Origin of the sequence: uncultured Gilvimarinus sp. (assembly GCF_963975215.1) — a bacterium.
In the GTDB taxonomy this organism is placed as follows: domain Bacteria; phylum Pseudomonadota; class Gammaproteobacteria; order Pseudomonadales; family Cellvibrionaceae; genus Gilvimarinus.
Genome location: NZ_CAXBFW010000013.1, coordinates 52535 through 68390 on the forward strand (window position 1 = coordinate 52535; position 15856 = coordinate 68390).

Below are 15856 nucleotides of genomic sequence, written 5' to 3' on the forward strand. Positions count from 1 at the left end.
CGGATCTTCGTTTCACTACGTCCGGGATGACGTTGTAGTGTGGTTGGGTGCTTTGATTGTCATTCCCGACCACGGTCGGGAATCTAGTTTCTGTAGAACCAAAAAGCGCGGCCTTGGCCGCGCTTTTTACTATTGCTGCTGTAGGGTAAAAGTAATCGGGATCGTAAATTCGTGTCTTTGACCGGTGATTAGCTCTGGCACCTCAGGGAAGGGTTCGGCGGACTCTACGGCGCCCATCGCTTCATCGTTTAGCATGTCGTGTTCAGTTTGCTCAATCAAGGTTGCATTTAGCAGCTCGCCCTGACGGTTAATGCTGATGGCGATACGAATTGAGCCCTCATAGCCGCGTTGCATCGCGCGGCGAGGATAGCTGATCTCGCCTTGTACTTTGCGTACCAGGTTTGAGAAGTAGCGCTGGTTGGCAAGAATCGATTCGGCGGTAAAGGTTGGTACAAAGTCCTCATCTGACTCATCAACGGGCTCTTCTTTGGGCGCGGCCGGTGCGGTACTGCTGGCAACGCTTGAAGAGCTGCTGGCCACCGCGGCAATAGAGCTTTCGACTCGTGTCGCTTCGCTGCTGGCCTCGCTGGCGGTGCTTGGGGTGGCCGAGGGTGTTGGTGGGATCTCAATTTTTGGTTTGTTGGCCACCGCTGTTGCTGGCACGACGACTGGTGCTACGGCGACTTCTTCTTTGGGCTCTGGCTCCGGTGCGGGTTCTGGCTCTGGTTCGGGCTCAGGCGCGCCCCACAGTGCGACCTGATCGATACGCTCGGGGGTGGGGCTAATGCTTGCGTAGCGGCCCGTTAGCGATGCGCTAACGTCACCGGCGACCAACAGTTGTTCGCGATAGGTGGACGATAATGGTACCCGGCCCAGCCAGGTACTTAGAAGCAGGCCAAAAAAGTTGTCGTCGGGGATGGTGCCCAGAGTGATGCTGTTGACGCTGATGGCGACACCTTCACCTGGGTTTAAAGCGAAGACCACGTGGTCATTCTCTAGCAGGCGCTCCTGAAACATCTGGGTAAAAGCCACCATGTTGTCGGCTTGCTCGGTAAGGGCGCTACCGCGAATATTAATGGCCATGCCCTCGATCCACATACGGCTAAATTTACGTGCGGCAATACCCCGCTCGGCGGTAATTTTTAACTCCATGCGCATGGGGTGGTCGGCGGCCAACAGCTCGCTGGCATCGCTGCTTAGGGTTTCACTGTAGAGTGCGCCTATAAATTGATCGCGGCTTAGCTCTTGGTGCACCGCCATACCATTTAGCAAGGGCGCGCCGAGTGCTCCGTTAGCACTAAAAAATAACAGGGCTAGGATCCAGTAAACAGGGACTCTGAGTGTACGCATAGGGCTCGCTTCACTTTATTCTTGGGTTATCGGCAAGTGCCAGTGATCAGGGCATTGAGCAGCTGGCATGAGTGAGCCTTTTGCAAGGTGGGTGTAAAGCGGTAGTAGCGTCAGACTAGGCGGACACGCGACTTTCGGCAATACATTCCTGCTTTGGCTCTTTTTTAAGCTATAGGCTGGTACTCTACCTAAAAACAGCCTCCTAGAAAAGTTTAGTGCGTCAAATCGGCAATCAATATTTGCACTAGGCAATTATCACCGTTATAAAGTGTAAAGAGGAATTGTTAGGCGGGGTATCTGGTCATCCGGTTATAAAAACCCCAAAAATTGTTGCCGACCGCGGAGATGATCGACCGGCGTATGGAGATAAAACTCATTCAAAAGTTCCAGCGCGAGACAGTAGATCAGCTGCTCTCGGCCATTCCCTTTTTTAAAGCCGTTCGCCAGCACGATTTGGGGCAGTTTGAGGTCTTGTTGGCCCACTCGCGTATTATTACTTATCAACCCGGGGAGGTTGTTGTACACCGTGGTGATGGCGACCAGAGCTTGTATTTTTTGCTAAAAGGCTGCCTGGCTGTGTACCCCAGTGAAGCGCTAAAAGGGGAGCCGGTTAACATGATTACTCCCGGCGAAGTGTTTGGTGATTTAGCTCGGCTAACGCACCAGCCGCGCTCGGCGACCATCGTGGCGGACCACAACAGCCGCGAGGCGATGGTGTTTGCCGCCGATTTTAGTGTGTTTGGCGAGTTAAGCGCGACCTCCCCCATCAGCCTGCATACCAAGCTGCTGTATTATCGCAATACCGTCCACAACCTGCGCTGGAAACTTGAGGTGTACCGCTCGATGCAACCGGAGGCACCGCTGGCGAATGAGCACCGCGCAATAAAGTTATACGTGGGCCCTAAAGATTGCCTGCAAGAGCTGCAGTCGCTGCACGAACAAGCCTGCAAGCTGGCCGCTTTGTTGCTCAGCTGGAATAATCGCTTTGGGGCGCTGGTGCATGATGAGCCGATGGTTAACGACCGACTGCTAAAAGCACTAGGGCGCCTTTAAGCAAGGGGAGTATTTCCCTGGGTGACGTGCGGCGGTTAGGGCACGCCGCGCCTTGCCAAAAAAACGATAAGACGGCTTTGGTGTGGCGATTTGCTCCGCAGGTGTTAATTGAGTGATACTTAGCAAAATTGGCGAGACGCTTTACGGCGCTTTGTCGTCAGCGGCTCATTCGGCTTTGGTTAAGTGTCGCTCCGCTTAGCTCACCCCTAATGCTCTACCATTATCCTAACGACCCACTTAATAACTACCTAATAACGACTATGGAATTTTCCGACCTTAAACTGCCCTATGGCACCACGCTGCAGCTGCAAGTGACCAATAGCTCGGGGCAGCCTGAGCGTTTTACCTCACGTTTGATCGGGGCGTTACCGGGGCGTAGCTTGATTTTTAGCGTGCCTCGTGCCGCTGGTAAAACTGCACGTTTTCGAGCGGGACAAAAGCTTGCGGTGCGTATCATGGTGGCAAACGGTATCGGTTTGTTTGCGGCTGTGGTTGAAGCGCAAACCTCCGAGCCGTACCCCTTACTGCATGTTAGCTACCCCGAGGCTGTAACTTTCAAAGGCATTCGCGGTGCGACCCGGGTGGCGGTGGATTTAAAAGTGGCGGTAACCAACCAGGATGACCTTTCGAACGCTAAGACTCATGGCAACCTTGCCGATATTAGTATATCCGGGGCTCGATTAGAGCTGCGCGAGGCGGTGGTTAATGTTGGCGATACATTGACGCTGGCGGCCGATGTATTAATAGCCGGTCTGACCAAACAACTGACTGCCACGGCGGTTGTGCGCTCGCGCATTGAGCGCAGTACTAAAGAGCATGCCCAAGGATTGCCGGCCGTGTACGGAGTCGAATTTACCGAGCGCGATCAAGACGCTCTACTGGTACTTTACGCTTATGTTTTTGCGCGAATGGTTGAAGAACAAATGCCGCGGGAGCTGCACTAAATTGTTTGTGGCCAACCTAGGCTTGGGGCTTACCCTGACGCTTGCGCTGACTATGAGTACCGCCCAGGCGCAAAGCGCTAATGATGATGTCGATGTGCACCAGCTTCATTTGCCTCACACCTATTTGCGTTACCTTCCTTCTATGCTCGATGGTGCCCGCCTGATGGCGGCCGATGAGCACTGCGCTGAGTTTTTATCGGGCGACCTAAATATTGACGAAAGTACGCTGACTCATCCGGTGTTTCGCTATCAGTGCCGCGATTCGGCCGGTCAAACCTATCGCTGGCATATTGATGGGCAAAGCCTGGAGGTAATGGACGATACCCGAGCCGACGGGCGCATTAGCTTTGCCGAGTTGACCGCCGAATACGAGCAAGAGCGGGAGCTGGCCCGGCAGTTAGCGGCGGAGCGTCAGGCCAAGATTGACGCCCTGCAGCTGGAGCGACAACAGGTGGCCGCCGAGCGCGAAGCCGAACGCCTGAAGCGCGAACAATTGCTGGCGGAGCAAAAAGAGCAGGCGCGGCGTAACAGGTTATGGCAAAAATGTCAGGCGCAGTTGGCGCTGCAAACCGATGACATGATCGGGCGAGAGTGGCTAACCGAGACGCAGCCGGCGCCAACGGTTACCCCCGAGCGGGTAAGGTTTGCGATAGACTTTAACGCACGTAACCTAAATGATCAGGCGCTTAAATACCGAGCCTTTTGCGATGCCGAGACAGAGGGTGAGACCGTGGCCATTGAGATTCATCCGCGTGCTTTGGTGCAGGCCGCGTCAAGCCCCGAGGCAAAAACTGACTGATTATAGCGTGCCTAATGTAACGTGGGCGCCTTTGGGGTAGAGCGATAATATCCTCAAACAGCGATACCCGGGTGTAAAAAAGCCCGTGACAACCGAGTTGTCACGGGCTTTTTATTGGCTATAGCCTGTTAGCTTAAGTATTACTTAGCCTTTGGCTTACGGCCGCGCTTGGCTGGAGCTTTTTTAGCGGGTGCTTTAGCTGCAGCGCGCTTAGCGGGCGCCTTTTTAGCGGCCGGCTTTGCTTTAGTTGCTGCTTTTGCCTTGGCTGGCGCTTTTTTGGCTTTTGCTTTGGCGGCGGCTTTCTTAGCCGCTAGTTTGGCTTTGGCAGCGGCTTTACGCTCGGCGGCTTTTTGCTTTGCCGCTGCTTTTTTAGCGGCAGCTTTTGCTTTGGCGGCGGCTTTTTTAGCGGCCAGTTTAGCCTTGGCAGCCGCTTTCTTTTCGGCCGCTTTTTGGCGCACAGCGGCTTTTTTAGCAGCTGCTTTTGCTTTAGCCGCTGCTTTGCGGTCAGCCGCTTTTTGCTTTTTAGCGACTTCGGCCTTAGCTTTTGCGTCGGCTTTGGCAAACTGAGCGGCAACGCGGTTAGACGCTTTGATCGAGCTCAACGATTGCTTCAGCTCGGCCAGGGTAGCTTTGGCGCTGCTGGCATCGGTTTGGGCTTTGCGTACCGCGGCGTTTGCTGCGGTTACTTGCTTAGCAGAAGCCGCAGTGGCTTTTTTCTTTTTAGCCGCAGCCAGTTTGGTGCGGGCAGATTTGAGAGCATTGTTTGCTTTCGTTACTGCTTTTTGTTGAGTTTGAACCGCTTTTGCCGCAGCTGTTTCTTCTGCGGTGCGGGCTTTGGTTAACTGGTTTTGCAATTGCGCCAGTTCTTTTTCCAATTGTGCAACTGTATCAACAGCTTTAGTTTTACGAGCAGCCATGGTGAGCTTCCTTTATTGTTGTGAACAAAAAAGTGAGTGGATAATATCCGGGTGAGTAGTACGTTAAAACTTTGTGTATGAATTTCAAGCATTTTACGACATTTTTACCAAAAAAATTGGTTTTTTAGGAAAAATTAATCGCTTTATTGGATTTTTTTTGTGTTTAAGGCGGTTTTTTTTAGTTTTACGGGTTTCTATTAGCCGCTTACCGATTAAATTTTATATTAGGGTTTGCACCGCTACGCAATTAATGGCTTACTTAACCCTGTTTTTATGTACAGGTTTTGGGGCTGACTATGCAGCGCACTATTATCCATTGTGATGCTGATTGTTTTTTTGCGGCGATTGAAATGCGTGATAACCCGTCGTTACACGGGCGTCCGATCGCCGTCGGAGGTCGACCGGATCGGCGTGGCGTTATTTCAACCTGCAATTACCCGGCGCGGCAATTTGGCGTTCGTTCGGCTATGGCGTCGGCGTACGCATTGCGGTTATGCCCCGGCCTGATTATTTTGCCCCATCGCATGGCGCACTATCGCGAGGCATCGCAAAAAATAATGGCCATCTTCCATCAGTTTACGGATTTGGTTGAGCCTTTATCGTTAGATGAAGCGTTTTTGGACGTGACGGATACTGTGAGTGATAGCAACAGTGCCCGTGGTATTGCAGCGCAAATTCGCGAGCGGGTTGCGGCAGAGTTGGGCATTACTGTGTCGGCGGGGGTGGCACCTAATAAGTTTTTGGCAAAAGTGGCTAGCGATTGGCGCAAGCCAGATGGTCTTTTTGAAATCAGGCCAGAGCAAGTGGCTGAGTTTGTTGCCGCGTTACCCGTTAACTGCATACCGGGGGTAGGCAAAGTCACCGGGGAGCGCCTGGCGCAACTGCAGGTAAAAAGCTGTGGCGACTTATTACGCTTTGATGAGCGCGACTTGTGCCAACGCTTTGGCCAGTTTGGCTCGCGCTTGTACCATTGCAGCCGCGGCATTGATACACGCTTAGTGCGTCGCGAGCGCCAGCGCAAGTCTGTCAGTGTCGAGCAGACTTTTGCGAACGACATGCCTGTGGCCGAGGCGTGTGAGACTTATCTGGCTGAGTTGATTGCGCGGCTACAGGTGCGTATCGATAAACTGACCGATCAGTACGGTGTGGGTAAGGCGTTTGTGAAAGTGAAGTTTGCGGACTTTTCCAGCACTACCCTGGAGCGCGCCAACGGTGAGTTTAGCTACAATAGCTTTGCCGGGTTGATCCACGAGGCCGCGAACCGCCATGATGGCAGTGTGCGTTTATTGGGGGTGGGGGTCAGGCTTACCGAGCAGGCTGCAGCGCCCGCCGCCGGGGTAGAGCAGCTGGGGCTGTTTGGCCGCTAGCGTCCGTAAAGGAAGGGGCGGCGTACAGTTGCCCGATAATGGTGCGTGGCACCTGATTTTTAGGTTAAAATCTGTACATGTCGCCGGGTTTACGAATATTTGCGGACAAATTTGTGGTAAATGGTTAGTCAGGGTCAAAACAAGCTGGTAGTATTGTCCGCCTAAATATCTGCCATCCACTAGCATAATAACGGGAGTGTGTACGGTGAGTCGTAGAAAAAAGAGCCGTAACTCTGAAGAAAGTAACGAGATTGACCTGACGCCGATGCTCGACGTTGTGTTTATCATGTTGATCTTCTTTATTGTGACCGCGTCCTTCGTAAAAGAAGTCGGTCTTGATGTGAATGTTCCTGAAGAGAACGATGAGCCACCACCGCCAAACGCTGACCCCAATATTTTGGTGCAGATTACCGCTGATAACCAAATTTGGGTATTTGGAGAGAATGGCCGCCGTCGTATTGACGAGTCATCGGTACGCTCTAACATCACCCAGATGCGGGCCGAGCTGCCCAAGGCGTCGGTGATTATTCAGGCGAATAATAAAGCCGATGCTGGTGTGTATGTGGCCGTGGCTGATGCCGCTAAAGCTGCCAAAGCGCCCGCGGTTGTATTGGTGCCGGTTGAAGATAACTAAATCCTCGACGTAGCGTCTATACGCTAAAAAAACCACCTTCGGGTGGTTTTTTTATGCCTGGCATTTGATTATTCGCACGCTTGATCCGTGAAGAATAAACGTCGTTTTCTGCTGGAGAGCTTGGAGTTTACGCGGTTGCCCTAAGGCGCTGGGCAGGCTCTGGCTATCCCTGCTCACGCCTGCATTTGTGCATCCTGCACGTCATCCCGGATCTTCGTTTCACTACGTCCGGGATGACGCTGTAGGGTAGTTGGGAGCTTTGGTTATCAGCCGGGCACCTAGCGCCCTTTGGCTCGTCATTCCCGCGGATGCGGGAATCTAGCGTCCTGCATCCCGTCATTCCCGCGCAGGCGGGAATCTAGTGACTATGTTATTTGAAGTCACTTCGTTCTCCGTGCCCCTTCATCCGTCCCAGTCCCAATTCACTGGGCCGGCTCTCCCTGCTCCCGTCGGCATTGTGCATTAGCTACCAGCAAAGTCACTGGATCCCCGCCTTCGCGGGGATGACGGAGTAGTGCAGTTGGGTACGCTTATCGTCGTTCCCGGCTCCTTTCGGGATCCAAAGTAATTTGGCTCGTCATTCCCAAGCGGGCGGGAATCTAGCATCCTGCATCCCGTCATTCCCGCGCAGGCGGGAATCTAGCGCCCCTTATCTCGTCATTCCCGCGGATGCGGGAATCTAGTGACTTTGTTGGTTGAAGTCACTTCGTTCTCCGTGCCCCTTCATCCGTCCCCGTCCCAAGTCACTGGGTCGGCTCTCCCTGCTCCCGTCGGCATTGTGCATTAGCTACCAGCAAAGTCACTGGATCCCCGCCTTCGCGGGGATGACGGAGTAGTGCAGTTGGGTACGCTTATCGTCGTTCCCGGCTCCTTTCGGGATCCAAAGTAATTTGGCTCGTCATTCCCAAGCGGGCGGGAATCTAGCATCCTGCATCCCGTCATTCCCGCGCAGGCGGGAATCTAGCGCCCCTTATCTCGTCATTCCCGCGGATGCGGGAATCTAGTGACTTTGTTGGTTGAAGTCACTCCGTTCTTCGTGCCCCTTCATTCGTCCCCCGTCCCCCGTCCCAAGTCACTGAGCAGGTTCTAACTATCCCGGCTCCCGCAAGCATTCGTGCAACCTGCACATAATCCAGCGTCAAGGCTGCGCTGCGCCCGGAATGGCGCTGCCTTTAGTTAGGGGAGTCTGCTCTGGGGGAGGGGGCACCGGCCTGCGCTGCAGGCCGGTGAAAGAGGCTTACTGTTGGCTGAGCGCCTGGCGTACCGACGCTAGCTTAACGCAGGTGACGAAGACTTCCATGGCGCCTACCACTTCCTCGACCGAGGGCACGGATGGGGCGATACGGATGTTGCAATCGTCTGGGTCGTTGCCGTAAGGGAAGGTGGCGCCGGCCGGGGTAAGCTTAACGCCGGCTTCGGCGGCTAAGCGCACGGTCTCTTTGGCGCAGCCTGGGCGGGTGTCAAACGAGACAAAATAGCCGCCTTGTGGGGTTTCCCAGCTGCCTAAATCGGTGCCGCTAAAAGCGCTGTCGAGGGCGGTTAATACGGCGTCAAAGCGCGGCTGCAGCAACTCGGCGTGTTTTTGCATGTGGGTCATCAGCGCGGCACGGTTGGGTAAAAACTGGGCGTGGCGCAGCTGGTTGACTTTGTCGGGGCCGATGGTTGCGGCGCCCAGGAATTTTTTAATGCCCGCGAGGTTGGCGTCGCTTGCCGCCATAAAGGCAACACCGGCGCCGGCGTGGGTGATTTTTGAGGTCGAGGCAAACTGGATAACAGTGTTGTCGGTGCCGTGTTTGGCGCAGGCGTCAAACACCGAGGCCAGCTCTGGGCCGTTGCTGTTTAAATCGTGCACGGCGTAGGCGTTATCCCAGAAGACGCGGAAGTCGGCGTGGGCGATTTTGCCCAGCTGCGCGATGCGGTCGACGGTTTCGTCGGAGTAAACCACACCGGTTGGGTTGGAGTACTTGGGCACGCACCACATGCCGCGGATGCTGCTGTCTGATTTGATCAGGGCTTCTACCGCATCCATGTCGGGGCCGGTCGCGGTCATGGGGACAGTGACCATCTCGATGCCGAGCTGCTCACACACGGTGAAGTGACGATCGTAACCAGGTACCGGGCAGATTACTTTAGGTGCCGGGCCGTTTTTCCAGGCGCTGTCGGGGCCGGTTAAGCCAAAGTGGTGCGCCGTGAGTACGGTTTGGTACATCAGGGTCAGGCTGGCGTTGCCGCCGACCAGGATGTGACTGCTGGGCACGCCCATCAGGTCTGAACCCAATCGCTTGGCCTCTGCAATGCCATCGATGCCGCCGTAGTTGCGGGTGTCGGTGCCGTTGTCGGTTATGTATTGGCCTTCGAGTACGCCATCTAAAGTGTCCGACAGAGACAGTTGCTCGGCGGACGGCTTGCCGCGAGTGACATCAAGGCTGAGCTGTTTGGCGACAATGGCTTGGTATTGCCCGGCCAGTTCAGCTTCCCATTCACGCAGTTGTTCGACAGTGGCTTGATCCAGTTGCAAGGGGTCACCTCAATAGTTGGTTGCGGGGCGCATTGAGCGCAAGGGGCATCATTATACAACACCGCTGCGCTCTGTTAAGTGTTGGCTACTACTTGAGTGGGGTTATTGTCTCGCCAGCGGCGGCACCGGGCAGTTTAGGCTATCGGCAATGGCGCGAAACAGCTCGGCCTCGGCGGCGGTGATTTTGCCGTCGAACTCGATGGTGCGCATCATGGCTTTTAACAGCTGCGGTTTTTGCAGCGGGCGGGTGCGGTTTAACTCGTTTAGGGCGTTATCCAGCGCCGCGGTGTTCAGTTGTGATTTGTCGAGCATTGGCAGCTCGTTCATGCGCAATAGCTCGAGCGCTTGATTAAAAGCCTGGGTGGCCTCCGCCGTGTTGTCGTTGCCCGCGTGGGCGAGATAAGACAGTACCAGCTGGCAGCTGCTGCGCATTTGGCGCAGTTGTTTATGCTGACTGTGAAAGTCGGGCTCGTTTAAGTGATGGGTAACGATGCGGCGCAAGCTCCACTCGTGCAAGTCGGTTTTATTATCGGCGTCGATGAGTGTGTCCATCGCTTTTTGCAAAGTTTGGCCCTGCGGCTCACTTAAAGATTTTAATGCCGGGAGGCATAACTCCAGCAGAGCTAATCGGTCCAGTTCATCGACTGTGGCCGCTTGCTTTACCGTGTTGCGCCATTCGTGGAGTAGCGCTTTGCTGTAGTGATCGGCGAGCGATTGCCACTGGCGTTGGCGTAAATCGCTGTTGTCTGTGTCGAGCAGCAACCCAAATACGATAGCGCAGGCACCGATGGGGGAGTGAGCTGCGTCGCGCAGCGGCTCGCCAATCTGTTGCAGCTGTTGCTGCGCCTGAGATAAATTTTCGCTGGAGGTCTCGCCCATCTGTTCGACGGCGGCGGCGAGTACGCTGGCCTTAAAAAAGCGTTCGCGGTCTATCGTGGTATTGTTTGTTTCGTTATTGATTTCGGGCTCGGGGGCAGAGGCTGCAATAAATTCGCCATCCCAGTTTGGCTCAATGCGTTTAATGCGCTCGCTAAGCGGTGGGTGGGTGGCCATAAGGCTATTAAAAGCGGTGCTGACCCCCTGGCTAAAATACATATGGCTGAATTCGGCGCTGTGAGCGGCTTCGAGTTTGCTGCCGGCACTGGCGCCGCCAATCTTTTTTAGCGCGCCGGCAATGCCGCTGTTGTCGCGGGTAAATTGCACCGCCGAGGCGTCGGCAAGAAACTCTCGCTGGCGGCTTACCGCCGCTTTAATAATGTTGCCAAAGAACGTCCCGGCGTAACCAACAATAATTAAACCGATACCGGCAATGGCGATACCGCTGCCTTTATTGTCGCGATTAGAGCGCCCGATGCTGCTGTACATGGCACCGCGAACCATAAAGTGGCCAATTAACCCGAGCAACAAAATGCCATTTAACAAAGCGACTAGGCGCATATTTAAGCGCATATCACCGTGAAAAATATGGCTGAATTCGTGGGCAATAACGCCTTGCAGTTCGTCGCGGCTCAGCCGCTCGATACAGCCGCGGGTGATGCCGATAACGGCATCTTGCGGTGTGTGGCCGGCGGCAAAAGCATTAATGGCGGACTCCTCCATTAAGTACACCGGAGGCACCGGCGCGCCCGAGGCAATGGCCATTTCTTCGATGACGTTAAGCAGCTTGCGCTCGTTGGCGTCGCGGGTATCGGTGTTGATAAGGCGCCCGCCCAGAGATTCGGCCACAACCCGGCCACCGCGACGCAGTTGTTGATACTTAAAAAGCCCACCGATCAATACCACGGTAATAACAACCATGGAGATTCCGCTGACGGTTTGCCAGTCGAGCAAGGTGCCAAGGCTTGACCAAAAACCCAGCCCGGCGGTTTCTATGTGGTACGCACTGTTGTTGGTTTGCAGATAGAGCATGACACCGGCAAACATCGCCGAGGTCACTGCGATCAGGGATAAAACGGCAAGAATTAATAGCACCACCAGGCGCTTGGTGTTGCGCCTGGCAATGTCTTGTTGCTCAAAGAAGTTCATCGATGGTTAGCCGCTAAAGCCGCCCGTTTAAAACGACACTTTAGGGGCTTCGGCGATGGCTTCACTGTCTTCAAACTCCAGTAGGCTGGCATCTTGCGCGTGGCCGAACATGCCGGCTAACACAACGGGCGGAAATCCCTGCTTGTAGGTGTTGTAGTTCATCACCGAGTCGTTAAAGGCCTGACGGGCAAAGGCAATGCGGTTTTCGGTGCTGGTTAGCTCCTCGGATACTTGTTGCATATTGGCTGAGGCTTTTAAGTCGGGGTAGGCTTCCATGACTACGTTTAGGCGGCCCAGGGCACTGCTTAATGCGCCTTCGGCACCGGCCAGCTGGCCCATGGCGGCGGCGTCACCGGGGGCGGCCGATGCGGCCTGTAAGCCAGACATAGCCTGATTGCGTGCCTGAGTGACCGCCTCGAGGGTTTCGCGCTCGTGAGTAATATAGGCTTTGGCAGTCTCGACCAGATTGGGGATGAGATCGTAGCGCCGTTTTAGTTGCACCTCGATTTGTGCAAAGGCGTTTTCAAAACGGTTTTTTAAGGCCACCAGTTGGTTGTAAACACTGATAACGTACAGTATCAGCCCGGCGAGAATAACGAGTACAACAATTGTGCTTATGTCCATGTGGCAATCCTTTGTTAGCTATTAGTCGATGTATTCAAACACTCGTACAACTTTTTGCACTCCACCGGTATGACGGGCGATGTCGGTAACCGTTTCGGCTTCGGCCCGGGTGACCAGCCCCATCAGAAAAACGGTGTTGTTTTCGGTGACGATCTGCACGCGGCCGCTTTCAATGTCGCGATTGGTCAATAGCTTAGAGCGTATTTTGGTGCTTAGCCAGCTATCGTTGGCCCCCGCGAGTAAAGAGATGGGGGCCTGAACCTGTAGCTCGTTGTGCACCTGACGAACGTTGGGCATTTTGCGTACGGTGTTGCCGGCCAGCTCGCGCGCCTCGTTGGTGGGAACCTGACCCACCAGCAGTACCACGGCGTTAAAACTGTGGACACTAACAGGGGCGTTATCCAAAACGCTGCTGGCTTTGTCGATATTGACGGAGGCAATCGTCTCGATCTGGCTGTCGTCGATTTTTACTCCCAAAGAGCGCTTGCCCGGGTTGATTTTAATCGGCTCGTCGGTGGTGGCGCTAATGATACTGGTGCAACCGCTGCCAAGTGCCAGAAGGGCACCTATTAGCAGCCAGCGGGACAGTAAGTGAGGCATTATTCGTGGCTCCCAAACAGTTGTTCTTCAATTAAATCACACAGGCAAAAAAGCGTAAGCAAGTGGACTTCGTGAATGCGGGCAAAGCTTGCATCGGGTGCCCGCAGTTCGACATCGCGATTGTCCAACAGTGCAATGACATCGTCACTGTCGCGCCCGGTAAGGGCAATAACGGTGATGTCGCGGTCGTGGGCGGCGCTGATCGCCTGCAGTAAGTTACTGGCGCTGCCCGAGGCGCTGAGCAATACCAGGACATCGCCCGGCTGCCCGAGTGCGCGGATCTGTTTGGCGTAGATCTCGTTGTAGGTGTAGTCGTGGGCAATGGCCGATTGGGTAATAACGTCGGCGCCGATGTTAATGGCTGGCAGGCTGGGGCGCTCGTGCTCAAAGCGGTTTAGTAAACTTGCACTAAAGGTTTGGGCCAGGGCCGCGCTGGCGCCGTTGCCGACGGTGATAATTTTGCCCTCGTTAAGCAGGCTTTCTACTATCAGTTCACTGCTGTGGGCAATGAGCGGGGCAAGCTGTTCGCCCGCCTGCATTTTGGCTTCGATACTTTCGTGAAAGAGGGTGATGACCCGCTGATCCATAATTGTCTCGTTATCGTTAGGCATTAAGCCGCGCCAAAGGCGTTTTTGATCCACTCGGGTTGCTGCTCCGAGTCCAGTGTTTGCAATGCTACCACATCAAATCGACAGGGGACTTTATCGGTGAGTTTTTCGCGCTGAAGGTAGTATTGCGCCGCCTGCATCAGCTTGCGCTGTTTGCTGTGGGTAACGCTTTCGCTGGCGCTGGCAAAGCGCTGGTTGCCCCGCAGCCTGACCTCGACAAACACCAGAGTGGTTTGTTCGCGCATAATTAAGTCTATCTCACCGCCGCCTCCGCTGATATTGGCGGCGACAAAGCTAAGCCCGGCGCGCTCTAAAAATTGCCGTGCGCGCTGCTCGGCCTGCGCGCCGCGGCTGCGTTTTGCTTGCAGTTTGTTGAGCGCCTGTTTGATCACTTGCGTGGGTTGGCGCGCTCAATGGCGCTGTTGCTGATGGGGGTGGCAACACCGCCGTCAAATTCAGCCCAAATTTGCTCCCGCACAATGCGCCCGTCTTGCTGCATGCTTAAAGTGCCGGTGGCGCCCAGCACCCGGGTTTGCGGCAAATGCTTTAGTTGCGGCAGGCGCGGGTACAGATGGTAGGCATCGGCGCCCATAGCGTGCAGCCGCTCGTACGCTGGTGGCGCATCGGTGTTGGCTTTAATCGATTGCGCTTCCGGGGTATCGGCAAACAGCCATGGCAGTGTGTTAAAGCGAATGCCGTTTAGGTCGCGATCGGCCTTGGGGTTGTCGGTGCCGTTGTAAATTTGGCTGGTGGCATACACCGGAATGTCACCGGCGTAATGAAACGCCAGGGTCGGTTTAATTTGTCGCGCCTGAGGTGGGTTAGCGATTAAAAAAATCATCTCGACGTCTTTGCGCCGGCGCGGCTCAAAGTGGGTGTTGGTGTAGATAATTTTGCGCAGCTCGCTGTGGCGCCGCTCGCTGTCGTCGACCAGCAGTGTGCGTTTTAATACGTCGGAGTAATCGCCGGCGCCGACATAGCGGCTTAGTGCTACCACCTCGCCATCGAGTTGCTGCCACTGCCCAATAAACGCATCGATGCTGCGCTCGGCCCAGTCGATATCGGGCGCTATGATCATGGCGCGGCGGTGACCCTGCAGGTGCGCATGGCGGGCAATTTGCCGGGCTTCATCTTCGGCCGCCAGGCCAAATTGGTACAGTGCCGGGGCAAAGAGACTATTGTCGGCTGGCGTGGTTTGCGCGTTGTTGTCGGGCGTGGCTGCACTGGCCCCAAGAGAAATTACCCCAGGCAATTTAGGTTGCATTTGCGGAATGGTTAGTTCACCCAGATTAATGCTGGTAATGGGGGCGTTTTGTTTGCTCGGTTGCTCGCGATAGTTAAGGGCTAAAACCGGTACGCTTAGCGCGGCCCGCTGGGCGAGGGCGTCGACGTTTTCTTTGGCCAGTGGCCCGACTACAAGCTCGGCCCCGTCGCTGACAGCTTGATCGTAAAGCTGGTTAATGTCGGCGGACTCGGTGTCGTATTGGCGAATAGTGGGGCTTTGCTCGGCGCTGCGCTCGGCAAAATAAGCGGCCAAAAAGCCATCGCGCACGGCGCTTGCGGCGCCGGCTAAACGGCCACTTTGTGGCAGCAGTAGGGCGATGGTTTTGGGTTGCCGGGCGATCAGTTGTCCCAGTAGTTGCAGGTCGCTGGGCAGCTCCAGGTTGGCGGGGTGGGTGGGGTTTTGCATGCGCCATAAATCGACCCGCTCCAGCTGACGATTAAGGTTGGCGGCACTGTCCCGGGTGACTTGTGCAAGCTCGGCCCAGCGGCCCAGGGTGGGGCTGTCGGGGTTGTTGGCCAAGGTGGCAAGCTCGTCGCCAGACAGGCTCATCAAATCCTGCCAAATCGCCTCGTTGTTTAGGTACAGCTCGTCGCGCCCCAATAAATAGCCCAGCTCGACCCGCGCCGCGAGGCTGGCTTGGTAGTCGCCCAGTACGGAGTTGGTTTGCGCTCGCAGCTCTAGCAGGTCGCGCTGTTGGTCGGGGGTCAGGTTGCGCCACAGTTGCTCCAGCCGGTTGCTGGTTAACGCATCGCGCGCGGCAAAAAAATGATCGCTGGCGTAGGCAATGGCGCTGTAGCTTTGCAGGTAAGTTAGATATTGCGCGTCGCTCATCGCCTGCGGCGATAACGGCTGCAGCAGCGAGAACGCCCAGTCATCCTGCGCTTGCTCGTGCAGTAAGTCGGCGGCTTGCAGTAAGTAAGTGACGCGCTCATCGGCGCTGCCCTGACGGGCTTTATCCACCAGTTGGGACACTTCGCGCTCGAGCTGCTGGGCGCTGGTTTTGGGGGTGTCGGTGCTGTCTGTGCGGGTGGTTTGCGGTGCGCAGGCGGTTAGGATCACGCCCAGAGTTAGGACAGACAAAGCTCGTGCTAGGTTATTGCGCATGGTTCGACTCTTGTTGAGATGGGCAGCG

The 15856-nt window shown here is 55.3% G+C and carries 14 protein-coding genes; 5 read left to right on the forward strand and 9 right to left on the reverse strand.

What is annotated here, in order from left to right; translation table 11 throughout:
- Positions 1 to 129: 129 nt before the first annotated feature.
- On the reverse strand, positions 130 to 1350 hold the full coding sequence (locus AAC019_RS10290; protein ID WP_339898745.1) for a TonB family protein: 1221 nt from the start codon (positions 1348 to 1350) through the stop codon (positions 130 to 132).
- A 360-nt stretch (positions 1351 to 1710) separates the two neighbouring features.
- Here AAC019_RS10290 and AAC019_RS10295 point away from each other — a divergent pair, with 360 nt between their 5' ends.
- From AAC019_RS10295 to AAC019_RS10305, 3 genes are all read left to right on the forward strand, one after another.
- On the forward strand, positions 1711 to 2403 hold the full coding sequence (locus tag AAC019_RS10295) for a cyclic nucleotide-binding domain-containing protein (RefSeq protein ID WP_339898746.1): 693 nt from the start codon (positions 1711 to 1713) through the stop codon (positions 2401 to 2403).
- 260 nt (positions 2404 to 2663) lie between these two features.
- Positions 2664 to 3347 (forward strand): flagellar brake protein, encoded by a 684-nt coding sequence (locus tag AAC019_RS10300; RefSeq protein WP_339898747.1) that lies wholly within the window; start codon positions 2664 to 2666, stop codon positions 3345 to 3347.
- A 1-nt stretch (position 3348) separates the two neighbouring features.
- Positions 3349 to 4146 carry a hypothetical protein gene (locus AAC019_RS10305; protein WP_339898748.1) on the forward strand — a complete coding sequence of 266 codons (798 nt, stop codon included), beginning with the start codon at positions 3349 to 3351 and terminating at the stop codon, positions 4144 to 4146.
- Positions 4147 to 4286: 140 nt separating this feature from the next.
- Here the strand turns inward: AAC019_RS10305 and AAC019_RS10310 are convergent, their stop codons facing one another.
- Positions 4287 to 5063 carry a hypothetical protein gene (locus AAC019_RS10310; protein WP_339898749.1) on the reverse strand — a complete coding sequence of 259 codons (777 nt, stop codon included), beginning with the start codon at positions 5061 to 5063 and terminating at the stop codon, positions 4287 to 4289.
- A gap of 296 nt (positions 5064 to 5359) precedes the next feature.
- Here AAC019_RS10310 and dinB point away from each other — a divergent pair, with 296 nt between their 5' ends.
- The gene (gene dinB / locus AAC019_RS10315; protein WP_339898750.1) at positions 5360 to 6430 is read left to right on the forward strand and encodes a DNA polymerase IV; all 1071 of its coding nucleotides are present in this window, start codon (positions 5360 to 5362) and stop codon (positions 6428 to 6430) included.
- A gap of 205 nt (positions 6431 to 6635) precedes the next feature.
- Entirely contained in the window at positions 6636 to 7064 is a 429-nt protein-coding gene (locus tag AAC019_RS10320) for a biopolymer transporter ExbD (protein WP_339898751.1), read from the forward strand.
- A gap of 1237 nt (positions 7065 to 8301) precedes the next feature.
- On the opposite strand, the gene AAC019_RS10325 is transcribed toward AAC019_RS10320, so the two are convergent.
- The 7 genes from AAC019_RS10325 to AAC019_RS10355 form a co-directional block, all read right to left on the reverse strand.
- Positions 8302 to 9582, reverse strand: a complete 1281-nt coding sequence (locus AAC019_RS10325; protein WP_339898752.1) for an aminotransferase class I/II-fold pyridoxal phosphate-dependent enzyme — start codon at positions 9580 to 9582, stop codon at positions 8302 to 8304.
- Between the two features lie 102 nt (positions 9583 to 9684).
- The gene (locus tag AAC019_RS10330) at positions 9685 to 11607 is read right to left on the reverse strand and encodes a M48 family metallopeptidase (protein ID WP_339898753.1); all 1923 of its coding nucleotides are present in this window, start codon (positions 11605 to 11607) and stop codon (positions 9685 to 9687) included.
- 27 nt (positions 11608 to 11634) lie between these two features.
- The gene (locus AAC019_RS10335; RefSeq protein ID WP_339898754.1) at positions 11635 to 12231 is read right to left on the reverse strand and encodes a LemA family protein; all 597 of its coding nucleotides are present in this window, start codon (positions 12229 to 12231) and stop codon (positions 11635 to 11637) included.
- Positions 12232 to 12252: 21 nt separating this feature from the next.
- Complete coding sequence (locus AAC019_RS10340; protein ID WP_339898755.1) at positions 12253 to 12831, reverse strand: BON domain-containing protein; 579 nt, start codon at positions 12829 to 12831, stop codon at positions 12253 to 12255.
- Positions 12831 to 13418 carry an SIS domain-containing protein gene (locus tag AAC019_RS10345; RefSeq protein WP_041524482.1) on the reverse strand — a complete coding sequence of 196 codons (588 nt, stop codon included), beginning with the start codon at positions 13416 to 13418 and terminating at the stop codon, positions 12831 to 12833. The genes AAC019_RS10340 and AAC019_RS10345 overlap by 1 nt, the downstream gene beginning before the upstream one ends.
- Positions 13419 to 13441: 23 nt before the next feature.
- Positions 13442 to 13831 carry a YraN family protein gene (locus tag AAC019_RS10350; protein ID WP_339898756.1) on the reverse strand — a complete coding sequence of 130 codons (390 nt, stop codon included), beginning with the start codon at positions 13829 to 13831 and terminating at the stop codon, positions 13442 to 13444.
- On the reverse strand, positions 13828 to 15828 hold the full coding sequence (locus AAC019_RS10355) for a penicillin-binding protein activator (RefSeq protein WP_339898757.1): 2001 nt from the start codon (positions 15826 to 15828) through the stop codon (positions 13828 to 13830). The genes AAC019_RS10350 and AAC019_RS10355 overlap by 4 nt, the downstream gene beginning before the upstream one ends.
- Positions 15829 to 15856: the final 28 nt, after the last annotated feature.